A 17,979-nucleotide genomic window follows, 5' to 3' on the forward strand; every position below is an offset into this window, starting at 1 on the left:
TTCATCCCGTCAGCCAGGTGATGTCGAAGCGTTCTACACCACTGGCCTGTGGCCAGCGAGGGGCAAGCACACCGCCTCGGCTTTGCGCGTTGAGATCAGGCAATCCGTAAGCCGAGGTGCTCGGCCATTGGATCGAAATCTCGATCATCGTGCAAAAGCGCATAGCCCTCTTGTATACAGAATGTGCCGATGATCACGTCAATGGTCTTGCGCACTGTGATACCGCGCTCCCGCAGCAGGCGGTAATTGCGGGCCGCCTTGATGGCGATGTTGCTGCCAAGCATCGGGCAGATAGTGAACTGACGCATGCTCTCTTCGATTATACTTGCATGGCGTTCGCTACGTGCGCCTTGGAGCACCTCCATAAGAATGAGATCCCCGACAACAATATCCAGCGGATTCTCTATATTCTGGAGACGTTGTCTCGCGATTGTATCTGTTCCGCGCATATGCGCTATCCAGACCGAACTGTCGACCACGATCACCGTTCATCGTCCGGTTGGTCGCGACGCATCTCGTCGAGATCGCCTTCCCAACCGATCCCTGAGAGGTTGGCGATTGCATTGGTCCGGCGGTGCCTTTCGACGAGGCTTCGCAAGGCTTGTTCGACGGTGGCCTTTTTCGTCGGCAATCCCGTGGCAGTCATTGCCGCGACGAGCAAGGCATCATCAATATCTATGTTGGTTCGCATTTCTCAGCTCGATGTGTATATCTCCCGTAAAATATACACATCGATGTTGCGCCGTTCAAGACCGACGCCATAGCCGCAAACAAAAATCCGGCCGCGTCACCACGGCCGGATTTCATCATTTACGTCCGAAAATCAGCTTTCAGAAGAAGCCGCGGCGCTGCCACCAACCAGCTTTCTTCGGCTTGCCGTCGTCGCTTTCGCCGATGTCGCTGCGGGTGGATTTCACCGTCGGCTCGGAGGAGGAGATGTTTGATTCGCGGTTGGCGCGAACCGGCTTTGCCTCTTCCTGGACCTGCGTTTCGAGATCGGCGGAGGCTTCGACCACCTCCGGCTCGGCTTCGACGGCCGGTGCCGTTTCCGCCACCAGCTCCTCGACGGGGGCTGCGGCGGGTTTGCGGCGACCGCGACCACGAGCGGGCTTCACATCCTCGGTGACGACGGCAGCGCCTTCGACTGCGGCCGCTGCTGCCTGGTCTTCGCCGGCCTGTTCGGCAACAGTCTCGACGACTGCAGCTTCGGCAGGAGCGACGTCATTCGAAACGTCGTCGCCTTCGCTCTCGTCACTGCCATTGTCTTCACCGCCTTCATCGGCCGCCAGTTCGGAACCGTCCTCGGCGCGATTGCGGCGACCGCCACGCTTGCCGCGGCGACGGCGCTTGCGGCGCTGTGATTCCTCGCTCTCGGCACGGGCCTCAGGCGTGGCGGCAGCATTTTCTTCGCCCTCGCTGCCTTCGTCCTCGCCGTCTTCGTCCTCGTCGCCGGCTTCGCCTGCCGCCAGTGCCGGCTGCTCGGCATTGCCGTTGCGGCCGCGACGGCGCCTGCGGCGCTTGCGCTTGCGGTTGTTGTCACCTTCGCCTTCCGAGCGCGCCGTGGCAGGGCGTTCGGTTGCGGCTGCCTTTTCCTCGAGCTCTTCGTCTTCGTCCTCATCCGCCTCGATGACGATATCGTCGTCGTCATCCTCGGGAATGGCTGCGAAGTTGAAGAGGCTTTCGATCTTGACCGGATTTTCGACGGGCTCACCACGGTCGATCGCAAAGTGCTGCGCACCGACCGAGCCGTCGGCGTCGATGATGATCGCGACGCCGAAGCGCGCTTCGTAATCGACGATCGTCTGGCGCTTGTGGTTGAGCAGGTAGAGCGCGATATCAGGCGTGGTGCGCACGGTGATGTTGTGCGTCGTGTTCTTGAGCAGATATTCCTCGATGCCGCGCAGCACATGCAGGGCGACGGAGGACTGCGAACGGACGTGGCCGGTGCCGCCGCAATGCGAGCAGACCTGGGTGGTCGATTCGAGAACGGAAGCGCGGATGCGCTGGCGCGACATTTCGAGCAGGCCGAAGTGCGAGATGCGGCCCACTTGAATGCGGGCGCGGTCGTTCTTCAGGCATTCCTTCAGCTTCTTCTCGACGGCGCGGTTGTTGCGCTTCTCTTCCATGTCGATGAAGTCGATGACGATCAGGCCGGCAAGGTCGCGCAGGCGAAGCTGGCGGGCGATTTCTTCCGCGGCTTCGAGATTCGTCTGCAGCGCGGTGTCCTCGATCGAATGTTCGCGCGTCGAGCGGCCGGAGTTGACGTCGATCGAAACCAGCGCTTCCGTCTGGTTCATGATCAGATAACCGCCGGACCGCAGCGTCACCTGCGGCTGCAGCATGCGGTCGAGCTGGGCCTCGATACCGGAGCGTGAGAAAATCGGGTGGATGTCGCGATACGGCTGAACCACCTTGGCATGGCTCGGCATCAGCATCTTCATGAAGTCTTTCGCTTCACGATAGCCTTCTTCGCCGGCAACGATGATTTCGCCGATATCCTTGTTGTAGAGGTCGCGGATCGAGCGCTTGATCAGCGAGCCTTCCTCATAGACCAGGCAGGGAGCGGTGGAGGCCAGCGTCAGCGTCCGCACATTCTCCCAGAGGCGCATCAGATATTCGAAGTCGCGCTTGACCTCGACCTTGGTGCGATTGGCGCCAGCGGTGCGCAGGATGACACCCATGCCCTGCGGCACTTCGAGCATGCGCGCGATCTCTTTCAGGCGCTTGCGGTCCTGCGGATTGGTGATTTTGCGGGAAATACCGCCGCCGCGCGCCGTGTTCGGCATCAGAACCGAGTAGCGGCCTGCCAGCGAGAGATAGGTGGTGAGAGCAGCACCCTTGTTGCCGCGCTCTTCCTTGGCGACCTGCACCAGCAGGATCTGGCGGCGCTTGATGACTTCCTGGATGCGGTACTGCTTGCGCGGCTTGCGCTGCACGCGGTCCGGCACTTCTTCCATCGCGTCTTCTGCGCCGACGGATTCGATGACTTCCTCTTCGCCGTGATCGTCTTCATCGTCGTCGTCATCGTGACGACGCTTGCTGGTGTCGATATCCTCGGAGATCGTGTCGGTTTCCACCATCGCGGCCATCGTGCCGCCGGTCGAACCATCATCCTCGTTGTCGACGTTTGCAGCGCCTTCGGCCTCGACGTCTGTGGGAACGGCGTCCTCGGTCGCGGTCGTTTCGGCAACCTTCTTGCGGCTGCGGCGCGGCCGTGCCTTCTTGACCGGCGCTTCCTCGGCGGCTTCGGGCGATGCCGCCACCTCTGCCGCTGCGGCAACCTCTTCCGCCGCTGCCTCTTCCGCTACGGCAACCGGTTCAGGCGCCTCGGTGGGCACGATGCCGACATCCGGCTGATCCTGGGTCGAAAGATCGACGATCGGCGCGGTTTCGACATGCTCGACATCTTCGTCGCGGCGATGCTCCTCAGCTTCGGCCCGAAGCAGCGCCTGACGATCGGCGAGGGGGATTTGGTAGTAATCGGGGTGGATTTCGGCGAAGGCCAGGAAACCGTGACGGTTGCCGCCGTAATCGACGAAGGCGGCCTGTAGCGAGGGTTCGACCCTCGTTACCTTGGCGAGATAGATATTGCCGCGGATCTGCTTCTTGTGCTGCGACTCGAAGTCAAATTCTTCTATGCGGTTCCCGCGAACGACAACGACGCGCGTCTCTTCCTCGTGAGACGCATCGATAAGCATTTTGTCTGCCATGTAAGCTGTGCTCCTCGGCGTGGCCGCGAGAGCGCATTCCCGACTGCTGTAGAAACAGAAAGAATGCGGTCCACCGTGGCCGCGCCGGATAATGAAAGTCGCGCCTGGCGCGAAGAGGAGAGCAGCAGCCAGACCGCAGCCGGAACCATTTCGGTCCGGGGCCTGTAGACTTCAGATAAAATCTGCTGCGAAACCATCAACAACCAAGCGTGATCGACAATACGAAGACCCGTTTTGGGTCCGATGAGGGTGCTCCCTGAGAGCGTGGTGGCTGATCCACCAATGAAGTTCCGACAAAAGCCGGAAAATCAGGATCCAGTTCTGGGTTGAAACGCATAAGACGGCGGACGATGACCGATGTGGCGCCAGGTCCTGATCTGGCTGGCAGCCTTGCGGCGACTCTATCCCGTCAACACTTCTACCCTAAAATGCGTTGTATGTTTTCTCTGTCACAATAGCAAGGGAAAAGCCAAATGTGCCATAATATTGATGGATTTCGTAACGCATAGGAATCGGGGATAAAGCGATTGCGATTCGACGGGGCGGTGGAAGCTGTTTGCTCTCGGGCGAGCGTCCGGCCATGCCGGGTCCATCGCGAGATAAATGGGGTGTGGCGGTTTATTGTTTAAGAGGGCTCGGATCGCGGCGAAATCCGCAGCGCGGCGATCGACATTCGCGAGGCGGGTTCTGAGGGCGGTGCTTGTCGCCGGCTGCCTCCTGCCTGTCGTGGCGGGTTCCGCCGAGGCCAGGGATCCGCTGCTCGCCTATGGCGCGCGCATCATCGGCGATGACGCAAGAACGCGCATCGTCATCGATTTCGACCGCGAACCGCGCTTTTCCGTCCATTATATCGCCAATCCGGAGCGCATCGTCGTCGATCTGCCGGCGACCGCTTTCGGGTTCCCGGCGAAGGATCTGGCCGCACGCGGCCTCTTCAAGGACATCCGCTATGGCAAGATGGACGAGGAAAGCGCCCGCATCGTGCTGACGACTGCGAAGCCGGTGAAACTGGCGCTCGCCAAGGTGCAGGCCGACGAGGCCGGCAAGGGCCATCGGCTCGTGCTCGATGCCGAGATGATCGACAAGCAGGCCTTTGCCGAGCTGGTCAAGACGCAATCCTGGGACGACCGGGCAGAGGCGGCCCAGACGACGAGCGCCATTCCGGCGCCTGAGAAGGCCGCCCCCGGCGATTTCGTCATCGCCGTCGATGCCGGTCACGGCGGCATCGATACCGGCGCGATCGGCGTCGACACCAAGACCGAAGAAAAGCAGGTGACGCTGGCTTTCGCCAAGGCTTTGGCCGACCGGCTGAACAAGGAGCCGGGCATCAAGGCTTTCCTGACGCGCCAGGACGACGAATTCCTGTCGCTTTCGCAGCGCGTGCTGATCGCCCGCCAGAACCACGCCGGCCTGTTCATATCGTTGCACGCCGACACGCTGAAGCAGAAGGATATCCGCGGAGCGACCGTCTACACGATCTCGGACAAAGCCTCGGACAAGCTCGCCGCCGATCTCGCCGAGCGCGAAAACCTTTCCGACCAGATCGCCGGCAAGGAAACTGTCGCCGAACCGCCGGAGGTCGCCGATATCCTGCTCGACCTGACGCGGCGCGAGACGCAGGCCTTCTCGATCTCCATGGCCGAGAGCGTGCTGAACTCCTTCAAGGACCAGGTCGGCACCATCAACAACCCTCATCGCCATGCCGGTTTCCGCGTGCTGCAGGCTCCCGACGTGCCGTCGATCCTGCTCGAGATCGGTTTCCTCTCGAATGCCGAGGATGAGAAGCTTCTGCTGGACGAGACCTGGCGCGGCAAGATCGCCGATCTCCTGACCGACGCGGTGAAGCGATACCGCACGGCCGTCGTGGCGAATGGCGGCTGACTGCCGTCCAGGCCGCGCGGTGGTTCTGAAGCGATAAGACGTTTAAAAACAGATATTAAACTGCGCTGGCTGAATCAAATTCGGAGCAAACGGCGTCGTTCCCGCTGCCAGGAGGGGCGTTGCTTGGATGTGACACTCCTGATGAAACGCTGATATAGCGGTGAATGCGGCGTCCGGAGCCCTATTTTGCTCACATTCGCGCCGTTACTCCGGCTTATGTTTCGTAGCCTGGAGCGCGGAATCGGCTTGTGGCGGTAGCGCTCATGGAGTAAGCCGCGCGCAACGTGCAAATTGCCTTGATCTGTGCAATCGTTGCGGCTGCGCCGATTGAAGATCGAAGAGACCGGTAGCTTAAAATATGGTTAGACTTCTTGGATATTTCTTCGGAATGGCCTGCGTCCTGTTTCTGGTCGCGGCGGCGGGTATTGCCATCTATCTCGCCAGCGTCGCGAAGGATCTTCCGGACTATGCCGTTCTGAACAGTTACGCGCCGCCGGTCACGACCCGCGTCCACGCCGGCAACGGCGCCTTGATGGCCGAATATGCCAAGGAAAAGCGCCTCTTCCTGCCGATTCAGGCCATTCCCGACCGCGTAAAGGCCGCCTTTCTCTCGGCCGAAGATAAGAATTTCTACAACCATCCGGGCGTCGACCTGACCGGCCTCGGCCGTGCAATTCTCGTCAACCTGCAGAATTTCGGGTCCGGCCGGCGTCCGGTCGGCGCCTCGACCATCACGCAGCAGGTGGCCAAGAACTTCCTTTTGAGCTCCGACCAGACGATCGACCGCAAGATCAAGGAAGCGATCCTTTCCTTCCGGATCGAGCAGGCCTACAGCAAGGACAAGATCCTCGAGCTCTACCTGAACGAGATTTTCTTCGGCCTGAATTCCTATGGCATCGCCGGAGCCGCGCTCACCTATTTCAACAAGTCGGTCACCGAGCTGACCGTTGCCGAGGCGGCCTATCTGGCGTCGCTGCCGAAAGGCCCGGCCAATTACCATCCTTTCCGCCATCCCGAGGCAGCGCTCGAGCGCCGCAACTGGGTAATCGACCGCATGGTCGAGAACGGCTATGTCAGCCAGAGCGACGGCGAGGAAGCCAAGAAGCAGCCGCTCGGCGTTACCGCCCGCAGCACCGGCCCTTCGCTTTTCGCTTCGGACTATTTCGCAGAAGCCGTGCGCCGTCAGCTGATCGATCAATATGGCGAGAAGGTGCTCTATGAGGGCGGCCTTTCCGTGCGCACCTCGCTCGATCCGCAGATGCAGCTTGCCGCCCGCAAGGCGCTGCAGGACGGTCTCGTGACCTATGACGAGCGTCGCGGTTTCCATGGACCGCTCAAGCAGATCGACGCAGGCGGCGATTGGGGCAAGGCGCTTGCCGATATTCCCACGCTGTCCGACGTGCCGGAATGGCGGCTTGCCGTCGTGCTCGCCGTGTCCGACGACAACGTCGATATCGGCCTGCAGCCGTCCAAGGACGGTAGCGGCAAGGTTGCGGCGGACCGTCAGCGCGGAACGATCGACGCCAAGAACATGCAGTGGGCCTTCCGGTCGGCGGACGGCTCACGCAAGACCGCGAAATCACCGGAGGGCGTCTTGAGCCCGGGCGACGTCGTATATGTCGAGAAGCTCGGCGACGACGCCTCGACCTCCTATCGTTTGCGTCAGCCGCCGAAAGTGCAGGGCGGTCTCGTCGCCATGGACCCGAAGACCGGCCGCGTGCTCGCCATGGTCGGCGGCTTCTCCTACGCCCAGTCCGAATTCAACCGCGCCACCCAGGCGATGCGTCAGCCGGGCTCCTCCTTCAAGCCATTCGTCTATGCGGCGGCGATGGACAATGGTTATACGCCGGCGTCCGTCATCATGGACGCGCCGATCGAAATCGTCTCGGGCGGCCAGGTCTGGAGGCCGGAAAACTACGGCGGCGAATCCGGCGGCCCGTCGACGCTGCGTTCGGGCATCGAGCATTCGCGCAACCTGATGACGGTGCGCCTCGCCAACGATCTCGGCATGAACATCGTCGCCGAATATGCCGAGCGCTTCGGCATCTACGACCACATGATGCCGGTTCTCTCCATGTCGCTCGGCGCCGGCGACACGACGGTTCTGCGCATGGTCTCGGCCTATTCTGTCCTCGCCAATGGCGGAAAGCAGATCAAGCCGACACTGATCGACCGCATCCAGGATCGCTACGGCAAGACGATCTTCAAGCATGAGGAGCGTTTGTGCGAGGGCTGCAATGCCGGCGACTGGCAGAATCAGGAAGAGCCGAATGTCGTCGATAACCGCGAAACCGTTCTCGACCCGATGACCGCCTACCAGATCACCTCGATGATGCAGGGCGTCATCCAGCGCGGTACCGCCGCCGGCAAGATCGATCTCGGCGGCCGCGACGTCGCCGGGAAGACCGGCACGACCAATGACGAGAAGGACGCCTGGTTCGTCGGCTTCACGCCGGACCTCGTCGCCGGCCTCTATATGGGCTTCGACACACCGGCGCCCCTCGGCCGCGGCGGCACCGGCGGTGGTCTTTCCGCGCCGATCTTCAACGAATTCATGCAGACTGCAGTCAAGGACATGCCGGAATCCAAATTCGTGATCCCCGCAGGCATGAATCTCATCCCGATCGACCGCAAGACCGGCATGGCCGCCGTCGATGGCGATCCGAATACCATCATCGAGGCCTTCAAACCCGGCACCGGCCCGGCCGACAGCTTCTCGGTCATCGGCATGGACAGCACGATGGCGCCGGAAGAGATCCTGAAGACCTCCCCGCAGGCCAATCAAGCCGTCCAGACCGGTACGCCAGGCCTCTTCTGACGCTCACCTGAATTTTGAACGCCCGCCACGGCCCTTTACATCCGCGGCGGGCGTCTCTATGTCACCAGCACTTGAGAAGACCGATACAGAGAAGCAGGAAAATGCGAGCTGAAATCGAAAACGTGGTCGATGAAACCAAGCAGGCTATCACCCTGCTGAGGAGGCATCTTTGACTGGGACCAGGCGATAAGACGACTGGACTGGTTGAACAACAAGGCAGAGGACCCGAACCTCTGGAACGACGCCGCCGAAGCACAGAAGCTGATGCGCGAGCGCCAGCAGCTCGATGACGGCATCAGCGGCGTGAAGCAGCTCGAACAGCAGCTGAACGACAATATCGAGCTGATCGAACTCGGCGAAGAAGAGGGCGACGAGAGTGTCGTCAAGGAAGCCGAGGACACGCTGAAGGCCTTGAAGGCCGAGGCCGCGCGCCGCCAGGTGGAAGCGATGCTTTCCGGCGAGGCAGATGGCAACGACACCTATCTCGAAGTCCATTCCGGCGCCGGCGGCACCGAAAGCCAGGACTGGGCGAACATGCTGTTGCGCATGTACACCCGCTGGGCCGAGCGCCAGCGTTTCAAGGTCGAGCTTCTGGAAGTCCACGACGGCGAAGAGGCGGGCATCAAGTCCGCGACCCTGCTCGTCAAGGGACACAACGCCTATGGCTGGCTGAAGACGGAATCGGGCGTGCATCGTCTGGTGCGCATCTCGCCTTACGACAGCAATGCGCGTCGCCACACTTCCTTCTCGTCGATCTGGGTCTATCCCGTCGTCGACGACTCGATCCAGATCGAGATCAACGAAAGCGATTGCCGCATCGACACCTATCGTTCGTCGGGCGCTGGCGGCCAGCACGTCAACACCACAGACTCGGCCGTGCGCATCACCCATATCCCGACCGGCATCGTCGTGCAGTGCCAGCAGGAGCGTTCGCAGCACAAGAACCGCGCCAAGGCCTGGGACATGCTGCGCGCCCGCATGTACGAAGCGGAACTGAAGAAGCGCGAGGACGCCGCCAACGCCGAAGCCGCCTCCAAGACGGACATCGGCTGGGGCCATCAGATTCGCTCCTATGTTTTGCAGCCCTACCAGCTGGTCAAGGACCTGCGCACCGGCGTTGCCAGCACCGCGCCTGACGACGTGCTCGACGGCGAGCTGAACGAGTTCATGGAAGCCGCTCTCGCTCACCGCATCAGCGGCGCCGCCGACGCGGTCGTCGACGATGTCGATTGACGGTTAGAGCAGGATCGACACGCAAAAGCCCCGGAAACGGGGCTTTTCTTTTGGCTATGTGCTTGTCCTGACCTTCTGGAACAGGGCGGCCGACAGATCGGCGATCTCTTCATGAACGGCTGCGCGCTCGATGCCTGGCGGATCGGTAAAGAGCTCCGCCGCAAAGGCAAAGCCAAGTCCCGTGCCCTCCGGCACGAAGATATAATGCCCAAGGCCGCCTTCGAAGATCTTAAGGGTGCTGTGGTTCAGCCGAGCATGCAGCCATGACGAACATTCCTCAGCCGGAGCCGCCCGGTCGGCATCGCCGACGAGGATGAACGCCGGTGACTCGACCGCTTTCAGGCTTTCCTCGCTGAAACCAAGAACGGATCGGCCCGGCGCGCAGAGGAGGGCCGCCTTGATCCTGTCATCCCGGTAAGGCTTCGACATGCGCGACCAAGAATCGCGAAAGGCGTCGCTGCTGCGAAGCAGTGCCGGGATATGATCGGCAAGGTCGGGAAACTCCCTGGGTCCGCGCGGACCACCCGGCTTCAGCCTCGCGGGCTCGAACTGCGAAAACCGGACGACGGCGCCAAGAAGCAGCATCACGCTATAGGCGCCGGCCGAAAATCCGGCGGCGAACACACGTGACATATCGATATGGCCGCGAAGGTCACCCAGCCATTCGTCACAGCGGTCGAGCATATGGCTGAGATCCGGCGCCCGCTCCCAAAGACAGGCAAAGCCTTCGGCGCGGTAAGGCTCGCCGCCTGTATTACCGTGATGGTTGACGCCAAGCGCTGCAAATCCGCGACGGACAAGACGTCGCGCCAGCCATTCCAGTCCGGCCGCGGAGCCGCCTGTGCCGTGCGAGAGAAGAACGAGAGGATAGGGGCCGGCCGCGGGCCGAATGGGCGCATCGCGGGCAACCGCTACCTTCTTGAACCAGCTTCTTTCCGGGAAATCGCTTTCCTGTGCGTCGTCGGTGGCAGGGTACCATAGCGACCAGCTGATGGGCCTGGGTCCGTCCGCGTCCCAGTTCGGCCTCTCCTCATCGTAGAGGACGCCGTCGCGAAAGCCCAGTTTCATCTCTTGGGTGCCTCTGAAGCACGGTTCAATTCGTCGCCTTCTCCACGGTGATGTCGCCGAATTCGTCGATCAACACGGTCCAGCCGGTCGGTTCTGCCGCCGGATCGGTCTTGAGATAGACGGTGGCGAAGAGCCCCGGCTGCTTGATGATGCCGGTCGAATTCTCAGGGCGTATATCGGTTACGTAAGGCTTCAGATCGCTGAACTCCTGCAGTTCGATGGTCGAGACGATCGCCGGACCGGCCTCGCCCTGGCCAATCTGCTGCAGAAAGATCTTCGAGGTTCTGTCCGGCTGGCGCACGGCAAAGAGCTTGTAATAGCCGTGGCGCTGTGCGCCCTTTTCGCCGGCTTTCGCGGTGGTCTCGGCGCCGGCAGGCGCGCGCTCGACCGTCGGCGAGTTGCCGTCGTCCTCCCAGTAGCCCGTGCTGGTCGCGAAAATCACCGAGGCCGGCAAAATGTCATCCTGCGCCTGAACGGCTACGGCCGCCCACCCGACCAGCAAAACTATCGTTATGAAAATCCGTCGCATTGTTATCGTCTCAATCCTTGAACTGCTCGGCGAGAATACGGTCTGACCAGGAGCGGTCGGGATCGGAAAGGATGCGCGCCGTCATATGCTCCGACTGGGCGATGCGGACATGCAGCACCGACTTGACCTCGGTATTGTCGGCCACCGCATTCACCGGGCGCTTTATCGGCTCGAGAACGTCGATATCGACGGTCACCCTGTTGGGGAGCAGCGCCCCCCTCCAGCGCCGCGGCCTGAAGGCGCTGACCGGCGTCATGGCGAGAAGCGGTGCTTCGAGCGGCAGGATCGGACCATGGGCGGAAAGATTATAGGCCGTCGACCCGGCGGGAGTGGCCACCATCAAACCGTCGCAGATCAGCTCTTCCAGGCGCACATGTCCATCTATCACGACCCTCAGATTGGCGGCCTGATAGGATTGGCGGAAAAGATAGACCTCGTTGATGGCGAGCGCCGTCGTGTTGGTTCCGTCCGCATTGGCCGTCGTCATCTTCAAAGGCCGGAAGGCATTTTCGACGGCGGTGCAGATGCGCTCCTGAAGCCGGTCGGTGCGATAATCGTTCATCAGGAACCCGACCGAGCCACGGTTCATGCCATAGACCAGCTTGCCGGAATTCATGGTGCTGTGCAGCGTCTGCAGCATGAAGCCGTCGCCGCCGAGCGCGACGATGACGTCGGCTTCCTCCGCGGGGACGTCGCCATAGAGGCGAATCAGTTCTTCGCGCGCGGCGAGCGCCTCCATCGTCGGGGAGGCTATGAAAGAAAGCGTCTGAAATGACCGGCCCATGCAATGCCCTTTGTGAAGCTGCTCTAGCTAAAGGATAAAGGGCGGGCGCGACAAGGACGTTTTGCATGCAATGCGTTTTGGATCGAGGCCGATCACTGCCCGAAAGAGCGGATTTTTCTTTACAGAATGACAGAATCTGTTAGTTGGCAGCTATTGCCCTTGTAGCTCAGTTGGTAGAGCACCTGATTTGTAATCAGGGGGTCGCGGGTTCGAACCCTGCCGGGGGCACCATTCTTCCCCTTATTTTGCTGGATTTTCGGTTTCGCGTGAGGCGAGGCGTGAGGCGGTTCTTTTCGCCGCCGCCTCACGAAAACCTCACGATCGCCTCACGCCTCAATGCAAGCCGAGAAGACGCATGTTGCGCCGGCGCTGTTCCTTGGCCTCTTCCGCCTCTTCCTGGAAGCGGCGTTCCGCGACCAGGCCCGGCCAAGCCGCCTCGAGGCGGGCAACGGTCTTTGCGTAATCCAGCTTGCGGGCGACGGCGCAGAGGCCCGAGCCGAGCTGACCGTCGTCGCAGCTGAAGCCGAATAGCCGGCTGCTGTGCATGGCGAGGTAGAGCGGGCAGAACTGGATATCCTTGTGCGGGCACCCTTTGGTCATTGGCCGCCGATGATCAGCTGCAGGACTTCGTTCAAGCGATCGCGGTAAAAGGGCCGCCATTCGCTGCGCAAGTTCCTCCGGGCCGAGCGGACTGTCGCCCTCCGACATTTCCTGAAAGAACGACGTGCAGGCGACGCGCAGCGCCATTGCCTGGCCTTCGCTGAGCTTCGTGCCGTTGATCTCGATGTGTGCTTCGCCGATCATGCTCCACCCCAATTCCAGATACCTTGTGCGCCACGTGCCGGCGCCGGCGGGGTGAGCTCCTCGATCTCAAGCATCGGCCAGCCCCAATTGAAGGTACCTTCGCGATCGCTGTCGTTGCCGGCAGCTTCGCCGAACTCGACCGCGCAAAGATCGCCGCGCTTCGGCTCGCCGACGATCGCTGTGCAGGCGACGTGCGATAATGGCAGCGACGCCGGCAGAGCACCTTTCTCTGCCGCGAGGATCCGTGCGAGCAGCGGCAGGCCGATTTCGGCATGTAGACACGGCGGATCCCCTCGCCGTGGGTTCGACAGGCGCGCGTGAAGGTCATAGACCTCGGCGAGCCTACCGCGTCGAATGACCTAGCCTGTCATTCTGCAGAGCAAAGCGCGCCTGCCATATAGACCATGTTGCGCACGGCCGTCTTCGGAGCAATCTTCAGGAAGTTCTGTCGGATCTGATATTTGAGCCAGCCTTTCGCTTTGCCGGAAAGATGCTGCTCATATTCGATGTCATGAGCGAAAACCTTGATCGCCTCCACCTTGAAGCCGCACGTCTTGAGCAGATTTTCGAAAGAGCCTCGAGTGTAGAAGTTGATGTGCCCGTACGGGCCGGATTGGCGGATAGACTTATCGAGGTCGGCCGTCAGCTCGAGGGGCACTTCGATATAGAGTTTTCGGCTGACGCGCCTGGCTTCGTAGAGGAACATCCGCTCGTGTTCCACATGCTCGAGGACGTGCACGGCCAGCGCCAGGTCGAAGCTCTTGTCGGCGTGGGGAATGGTGTAGCCGTCAAATTGATCGACCGCCGACAGAGAGGGAAGGTTTCGGCTCTTGATGGCGTCGACACCCGATTGGGAGATTTCCACCGCTGCGAACGAATTGGCGAATTTGCCGGCGCTCAGTTCAGAGATCACAGCGCCTTCGCCCGCGCCGATGTCGATCACCGATTTGAACGTCTGTGGGCCGGTGAGCTGGCGGATATGTCGGACGGTTTGCCTCGCGGCGATCGAGCGCTTTTCAGCAACGGCGCCATCGGCATAATAGTCCGCGTACATGTCAAGGATTTCGGTGCTGCTGCTCATTGGCTGTTCTCCTCCCAAGGCTCGGCACGACGCTCTATCGCATCTGAGGCGGGAATCCAATGGTGCCACACACGCGCATCCGCATTTGACCGAACCACAAGCGCCCTAGGATCGTTCCCAGGGCGATTTGCATTGGAAGGCATGCGTGCAGTGGCAGACAACGGAGACGCGGCAATGCCGATCGACAAGAGCAAGTTCGACTGGAATTTGAACACGATCATCCAGGTTCTCACTCTGGTCGGCATGGCTGCCGGCGGCGTGGCGCTGTGGACGAACCGCTCGCGCGATGTCGACGAGCTGCAGCGCTGGCGAACGCAGGCGCAGCAGGACAGCAAGGAGCTCTCTGCCCGCGTCGGTAAGGTCGAGGGCCTGGTCGACAATCTCGGCTTTCGCGTCCAGGCCGGCGAGCAATCGGCCGCCGCGACGGCCGGCGCCATCCGCGAGGTTCAATCGAGCCTCAACGTCCAGGGCGGCGATCTCAGGGTGATGAAAGAGATCCTGCAGCGGATCGAGGCGACGCAAAAACGCACTGTCAATTAACCCGGTGTTCCCGCGCGGAATGGCGCGGGCTGGCCTCTTCGCCTCACGGCGTAATTGTCCTAACACGTTAAAATCCCGCGATCCTCTTATAATGTCGCGGGTTCGAACCCTGCCGGGGGCACCACTCTTTTCCGCTCTATCGCCTGGTATCCTTGATGAACACCGCCTGAAGGACCGCTTCAGCGGTAATTCAGCCATGGGAGTGCATCTTCGCCTCATCATCAATGAGGAAACAGCCATGAAGATCGCGCATATCATTCTCACCGCTGCCATTTCCGCCGGCGCGGCTTTCGCCATCGTCGCACCCCCTGCAAATGCCATGCCCGCCGATCGGCCGGCAGCGTCTGCACAGACCGGCATCGTCCAGGTTCACGACAGCTGGCGGCATGACCGGGACTGGCGGGAGGACCGGGACTGGCGCGATGGCCGCGATTGGCGCCGGTCGGAGTGGCGCCATCAGCGCCGTCATTGGCGGCCGTGGCGTGCCGAGCGCTGGGAAGAGCGCGAGTGGCGTCATCGCCATCGCGAGATGCCCCGGCTCTATCGCAGCTGAATATCGCGATACCGGCCTATCTCGGTTCAATGGGTGACGGGTTCGTTGACGCTCGCTTCGATCCTGTCGCCATTGCCGGTCTGGCCGGCGCCGGAAGGCGACATCATCCCGATGCTCAGCACGGAAGCGACCATGAAGGCGACGACGGCGATCATTATGCGCATAGGCGTTCAATCCTCGTTTAATTCCGGGATTAACGCGTGATCGTCATCCGCGTTCCTCTGGCTCTATTGCACCGTTCCCGGTGTCGCGGGGCCGGGCGCCGTCGGTGACAGGGGATCGGGCTGGTGGACAGGGTGCGTTGTGTCCACCCAGATGATACTCAGAATGATCCCGACGAAGACCGCAATGAAAAGGACACCGAAAATCAGTGGTCGAATGGCCATGGGGCGGATATTCCTCCTTGCCTCTGGTCGGTTGCTGTAATCGGTCATCGCCCGATCATAGTGCGTGGGAGCATCTTTCCAAGGCAAAAATGGAGATCTTTGGTATCGAATTGCCGCCCTCCGGTCGGTGCCGTCTCCCGCTTTCCATCTGTCCAGACAGATCGAAACATGGCAGAGATACCGCAAATAAAGGGATGCGGGAGCTGTGATGAATTGCGCGGTCAGGATATCGGTCATCGTTGCGGCAATGGCTTCCTTTTTCGGCGCATCGCAGAATGCGGCAGCTTTTGAAGAGCCGGTGAAGGTGGACGTCGTGGCGCTGCCGAGAGATGAACTCAATCCCGACGCAAAACGGAAAATCAGCTGCAGCCGTTATCCGAGCTTCATGGTCAAGGAGGTCGATCTCGGCGAAGTCGGCGCCGAAAAGCTGGCGCTGCTGGCTGCCGATGCGCCGTGCGAGCGCACCGACGGGCGCGAACGGGTGATCGAGGATGACACTGCCGGCTATTTCATGGGCGCCAGCGGCGGGTTCGTCTTCTTTCGCGCGGCTGACGGATGGAACGGCGGATTGCCGTTCGTCGTCTATGATGCCGCGACGGGTGAACGGCTGCTCAACGATTCGCTGGATGGCGACGATTTTACCGCGATCAGAAGCGGGAGAGGGGAGCTGACCCTCGATTTTCGCCGCGTTTACACGGCGTCCTGCTCACTCTATCTGGAGGGCGCTGCCTGCGCCAAGGCAATTTCGGCAGAGACCGGACTGACGCCGAAGCAATTGCCGGATTGTTCCGTCGCCTACAAGGTGGAAATGAAGCGAAGCCCCGACCACGCCAGCGAGATCGGAAAACTGCCGAGTGTGATCGTCTATCCCGTTGAAGTCGGCTATGCCGCGGGCGAGACGACGCGCCGGCCGATGGATGGGCCGACCACTTGCGGGACGCCCGACTGACCGAGGATTAGCGGCGTACGAGCGAAAGCGGCTTGCCGCCTTCCTGCTGCGATTTGTCGAAATTGCCGTCGGCGCGCATGTCGAATCCCAGCGAAGAACCGTCGTGGCCCATCAGCGTCAGGCCGAACCCGTCGATACGCCATACCGCGAGCTTGAGTTTGGCGACATTGGCGGCGCAGTCACCGGAAAGTGACAATGGCGCATTGCCGTCCGTGCCGACATTGCCGTCGAGCGTCACGCCGCAGAGCCTTTCGCCATCCGGCCGCTGCATCGTCCAAGCTCCCGCAAGGCTTGCGACGGTCGGCAGGTGGTCGACGCCGTCGGGTGCTGCGATCAGCAGCAGCGGCTTGCCGTGTTCCGTCTTCATCGGCGAGCCCTCGTTTTCGACGAAGCGGGCGAGCACCTTGCGCACGGGATCGATGAGGATGAGGCCGCCATTGCCGTCGAAATTCCATGCAGCGGCTTCGGCGAATGCCGGCAGCGGCTTGGCGCAGGCTTCCTGACCGGAAAGCGAGTAGCCGCCGATCGCCATATCGGTTTCGAGCGTCATGCGGCATCCGGCGCCGCCGTCAGCGGGAGCGATGAGATAGGTTCCTGCCTGCGCTTTGAGAATACCGGGATCGATATCCTGTCCATGGGCCATGCCGCAGAAAAGCAGCGCCGCTGCTGGAGCCGCGCGCCGAAGGATGAAACGGATCATGACAGTTCCCCTTTGTCGCGGCCCGCCTGCGGACCGGCCTATGCCTTCAGGTAGAGCCGCGCCGCATAAAGCGCGATCGCCGCCGCATTCGAGACGTTCAGCGATTTAATGGCGCCGGGCATGTCGAGGCGGGCAAGCGCGCCGACGGTCTCGCGCGTCTTCTGCCGCAGCCCCTTGCCCTCGGAGCCGAGCACCAGCGCCACCTTCTCGCCGGAGAAGGTGCCTTCGAGCGGCGCCGGTCCTTCCGAATCGAGGCCGATGGTGGAGAAGCCGAGCTTGTGCAATTCACCGAGCGCATCGGCGAGATTGGTAATCTGTATATAAGGTATCAGCTCCAGCGCACCGGAAGCGGATTTGGCGAGCACGCCGGACTCGGTCGGGCTGTGTCTCTGGGTGGTGATGACCGCGCCGGCATTGAAGGCGACGGCCGAGCGCATGATGGCGCCGACATTGTGCGGATCGGTGACCTGATCGAGGACGAGCAGGAGAGGGCTGTCCTTCAGAGCTTCGAGCCTGCGCACCGGAAGCGGCCGCGTTTCCAGCATCACGCCCTGATGGATCGCCTCGGGGCCGAGCGCCTTGTCGATCTCTTGCGGCGAGACGATCTCGACGGGAATACCGAGCGTCCCGACATCGATTTCGAGCCGGGCAAGCGCGTTCTGCGTCACGAACAGCTTGATCTTCTTTCGCTCGGGATTGTCGAGCGCCGCACGCACCGTATGCAGGCCATAAAGATGAACCTGATCCGGGGCGAGCGCCGGCGGCTTCCAGTCCTCAGCCCCACGCTTGCGCTTCTGCGGCTGGGGCGTCGGGATCTCGCCGCGCTCGCGCTTGGCGTCGCGGTGGGCCCGCCGCAGATTGGCGTAGTGGGTATCCTTGGCGGATGGGTCTGTCGCGGTCTTGCCGCCAAATTTCTTGTCTTTGCTCATGCGGCTTTATAGCC

Annotated in this window: 17 protein-coding genes and 1 tRNA gene; 7 read left to right on the top strand and 11 right to left on the bottom strand. The window is 61.6% G+C overall.

Features of this window, described 5'->3' with window-relative positions; genetic code table 11:
- Window positions 1-95: 95 nt before the first annotated feature.
- From ATY76_RS24440 to ATY76_RS24450, 3 genes are all read right to left on the bottom strand, one after another.
- Window positions 96-485, bottom strand: coding sequence for a PIN domain nuclease (locus ATY76_RS24440; protein ID WP_088677265.1), 390 nt, complete (start codon window positions 483-485; stop codon window positions 96-98).
- The gene (locus ATY76_RS24445) at window positions 482-691 is read right to left on the bottom strand and encodes a type II toxin-antitoxin system VapB family antitoxin (RefSeq protein WP_088677266.1); all 210 of its coding nucleotides are present in this window, start codon (window positions 689-691) and stop codon (window positions 482-484) included. Before ATY76_RS24445 ends, ATY76_RS24440 begins: the two co-directional genes overlap by 4 nt.
- Window positions 692-830: 139 nt before the next feature.
- Window positions 831-3,710, bottom strand: a complete 2,880-nt coding sequence (locus tag ATY76_RS24450) for a ribonuclease E/G (RefSeq protein WP_088677267.1) — start codon at window positions 3,708-3,710, stop codon at window positions 831-833.
- 621 nt (window positions 3,711-4,331) lie between these two features.
- Here ATY76_RS24450 and ATY76_RS24455 point away from each other — a divergent pair.
- The 3 genes from ATY76_RS24455 to prfB all read left to right on the top strand — a co-directional run bounded on the left by ATY76_RS24455 (window position 4,332) and on the right by prfB (window position 9,642).
- Complete coding sequence (locus ATY76_RS24455; RefSeq protein WP_088677268.1) at window positions 4,332-5,591, top strand: N-acetylmuramoyl-L-alanine amidase; 1,260 nt, start codon at window positions 4,332-4,334, stop codon at window positions 5,589-5,591.
- Between the two features lie 358 nt (window positions 5,592-5,949).
- Window positions 5,950-8,409: a penicillin-binding protein 1A gene (locus ATY76_RS24460; protein WP_088677269.1), complete on the top strand. Its 2,460-nt coding sequence runs from the start codon at window positions 5,950-5,952 to the stop codon at window positions 8,407-8,409.
- Window positions 8,410-8,510: 101 nt separating this feature from the next.
- Window positions 8,511-9,642, top strand: a protein-coding gene (gene prfB, locus ATY76_RS24465) for a peptide chain release factor 2 (protein ID WP_190233727.1) whose coding sequence is annotated in 2 segments (ribosomal slippage) — window positions 8,511-8,579 and window positions 8,581-9,642 — 1,131 coding nt in all. Because the reading frame shifts where the segments join, the coding sequence is not laid out codon by codon here.
- Between the two features lie 54 nt (window positions 9,643-9,696).
- Here prfB and ATY76_RS24470 read toward each other — a convergent pair.
- From ATY76_RS24470 to ATY76_RS24480, 3 genes are read right to left on the bottom strand one after another with little or no spacing between them, the layout of a single operon-like run.
- Window positions 9,697-10,710: a dienelactone hydrolase gene (locus tag ATY76_RS24470; RefSeq protein ID WP_088677271.1), complete on the bottom strand. Its 1,014-nt coding sequence runs from the start codon at window positions 10,708-10,710 to the stop codon at window positions 9,697-9,699.
- A gap of 25 nt (window positions 10,711-10,735) precedes the next feature.
- Complete coding sequence (locus ATY76_RS24475) at window positions 10,736-11,245, bottom strand: hypothetical protein (RefSeq protein WP_088677272.1); 510 nt, start codon at window positions 11,243-11,245, stop codon at window positions 10,736-10,738.
- Between the two features lie 4 nt (window positions 11,246-11,249).
- Window positions 11,250-12,023 carry an NAD kinase gene (locus ATY76_RS24480; protein ID WP_088677273.1) on the bottom strand — a complete coding sequence of 258 codons (774 nt, stop codon included), beginning with the start codon at window positions 12,021-12,023 and terminating at the stop codon, window positions 11,250-11,252.
- Between the two features lie 155 nt (window positions 12,024-12,178).
- Between ATY76_RS24480 and ATY76_RS24485 the strand changes: the two genes are divergently transcribed.
- A tRNA-Thr gene (locus tag ATY76_RS24485) sits at window positions 12,179-12,254 on the top strand.
- A gap of 102 nt (window positions 12,255-12,356) precedes the next feature.
- Here the strand turns inward: ATY76_RS24485 and ATY76_RS24490 are convergent.
- Complete coding sequence (locus ATY76_RS24490) at window positions 12,357-12,827, bottom strand: hypothetical protein (RefSeq protein ID WP_088677274.1); 471 nt, start codon at window positions 12,825-12,827, stop codon at window positions 12,357-12,359.
- 367 nt (window positions 12,828-13,194) lie between these two features.
- Window positions 13,195-13,977: a class I SAM-dependent methyltransferase gene (locus ATY76_RS24495; protein WP_245310051.1), complete on the bottom strand. Its 783-nt coding sequence runs from the start codon at window positions 13,975-13,977 to the stop codon at window positions 13,195-13,197.
- A 105-nt stretch (window positions 13,978-14,082) separates the two neighbouring features.
- Between ATY76_RS24495 and ATY76_RS24500 the strand changes: the two genes are divergently transcribed.
- The gene (locus ATY76_RS24500) at window positions 14,083-14,448 is read left to right on the top strand and encodes a hypothetical protein (RefSeq protein ID WP_088677276.1); all 366 of its coding nucleotides are present in this window, start codon (window positions 14,083-14,085) and stop codon (window positions 14,446-14,448) included.
- Window positions 14,449-14,686: 238 nt separating this feature from the next.
- Entirely contained in the window at window positions 14,687-15,001 is a 315-nt protein-coding gene (locus tag ATY76_RS24505) for a hypothetical protein (RefSeq protein WP_141105047.1), read from the top strand.
- Between the two features lie 26 nt (window positions 15,002-15,027).
- On the opposite strand, the gene ATY76_RS33815 is transcribed toward ATY76_RS24505, so the two are convergent.
- Window positions 15,028-15,165 (bottom strand): hypothetical protein, encoded by a 138-nt coding sequence (locus ATY76_RS33815; protein WP_176538881.1) that lies wholly within the window; start codon window positions 15,163-15,165, stop codon window positions 15,028-15,030.
- Window positions 15,166-15,595: 430 nt separating this feature from the next.
- Here ATY76_RS33815 and ATY76_RS24510 point away from each other — a divergent pair, with 430 nt between their 5' ends.
- Window positions 15,596-16,336 (top strand): hypothetical protein, encoded by a 741-nt coding sequence (locus ATY76_RS24510; protein WP_088677278.1) that lies wholly within the window; start codon window positions 15,596-15,598, stop codon window positions 16,334-16,336.
- Between the two features lie 7 nt (window positions 16,337-16,343).
- Here the strand turns inward: ATY76_RS24510 and ATY76_RS24515 are convergent, their stop codons facing one another.
- Together ATY76_RS24515 and rlmB are read right to left on the bottom strand one after the other, a co-directional pair.
- The gene (locus tag ATY76_RS24515) at window positions 16,344-17,036 is read right to left on the bottom strand and encodes an AprI/Inh family metalloprotease inhibitor (RefSeq protein WP_088677279.1); all 693 of its coding nucleotides are present in this window, start codon (window positions 17,034-17,036) and stop codon (window positions 16,344-16,346) included.
- Window positions 17,037-17,074: 38 nt separating this feature from the next.
- Window positions 17,075-17,965, bottom strand: a complete 891-nt coding sequence (gene rlmB, locus ATY76_RS24520; RefSeq protein ID WP_088677280.1) for a 23S rRNA (guanosine(2251)-2'-O)-methyltransferase RlmB — start codon at window positions 17,963-17,965, stop codon at window positions 17,075-17,077.
- Window positions 17,966-17,979 lie beyond the last annotated feature (14 nt).

The organism is Rhizobium sp. R339 (genome assembly GCF_002211395.1).
Taxonomy (GTDB): domain Bacteria; phylum Pseudomonadota; class Alphaproteobacteria; order Rhizobiales; family Rhizobiaceae; genus Rhizobium.

Excerpts from the sequence above, each read along its gene's own strand:
- ATY76_RS24505 (WP_141105047.1), top strand. The coding sequence starts at position 14,687 with ATGAAGATCGCGCATATCATTCTCACCGCTGCCATTTCCGCCGGCGCG.
- ATY76_RS24450 (WP_088677267.1), bottom strand. The coding sequence starts at position 3,710 with ATGGCAGACAAAATGCTTATCGATGCGTCTCACGAGGAAGAGACGCGC.
- ATY76_RS24445 (WP_088677266.1), bottom strand. The coding sequence starts at position 691 with ATGCGAACCAACATAGATATTGATGATGCCTTGCTCGTCGCGGCAATG.
- ATY76_RS24460 (WP_088677269.1), top strand. The coding sequence starts at position 5,950 with ATGGTTAGACTTCTTGGATATTTCTTCGGAATGGCCTGCGTCCTGTTT.
- ATY76_RS24510 (WP_088677278.1), top strand. The coding sequence starts at position 15,596 with ATGAATTGCGCGGTCAGGATATCGGTCATCGTTGCGGCAATGGCTTCC.
- ATY76_RS24490 (WP_088677274.1), bottom strand. The coding sequence starts at position 12,827 with ATGATCGGCGAAGCACACATCGAGATCAACGGCACGAAGCTCAGCGAA.
- ATY76_RS24480 (WP_088677273.1), bottom strand. The coding sequence starts at position 12,023 with ATGGGCCGGTCATTTCAGACGCTTTCTTTCATAGCCTCCCCGACGATG.
- rlmB (WP_088677280.1), bottom strand. The coding sequence starts at position 17,965 with ATGAGCAAAGACAAGAAATTTGGCGGCAAGACCGCGACAGACCCATCC.
- ATY76_RS24470 (WP_088677271.1), bottom strand. The coding sequence starts at position 10,710 with ATGAAACTGGGCTTTCGCGACGGCGTCCTCTACGATGAGGAGAGGCCG.
- ATY76_RS24515 (WP_088677279.1), bottom strand. The coding sequence starts at position 17,036 with ATGATCCGTTTCATCCTTCGGCGCGCGGCTCCAGCAGCGGCGCTGCTT.
- ATY76_RS33815 (WP_176538881.1), bottom strand. The coding sequence starts at position 15,165 with ATGCGCATAATGATCGCCGTCGTCGCCTTCATGGTCGCTTCCGTGCTG.
- ATY76_RS24500 (WP_088677276.1), top strand. The coding sequence starts at position 14,083 with ATGCCGATCGACAAGAGCAAGTTCGACTGGAATTTGAACACGATCATC.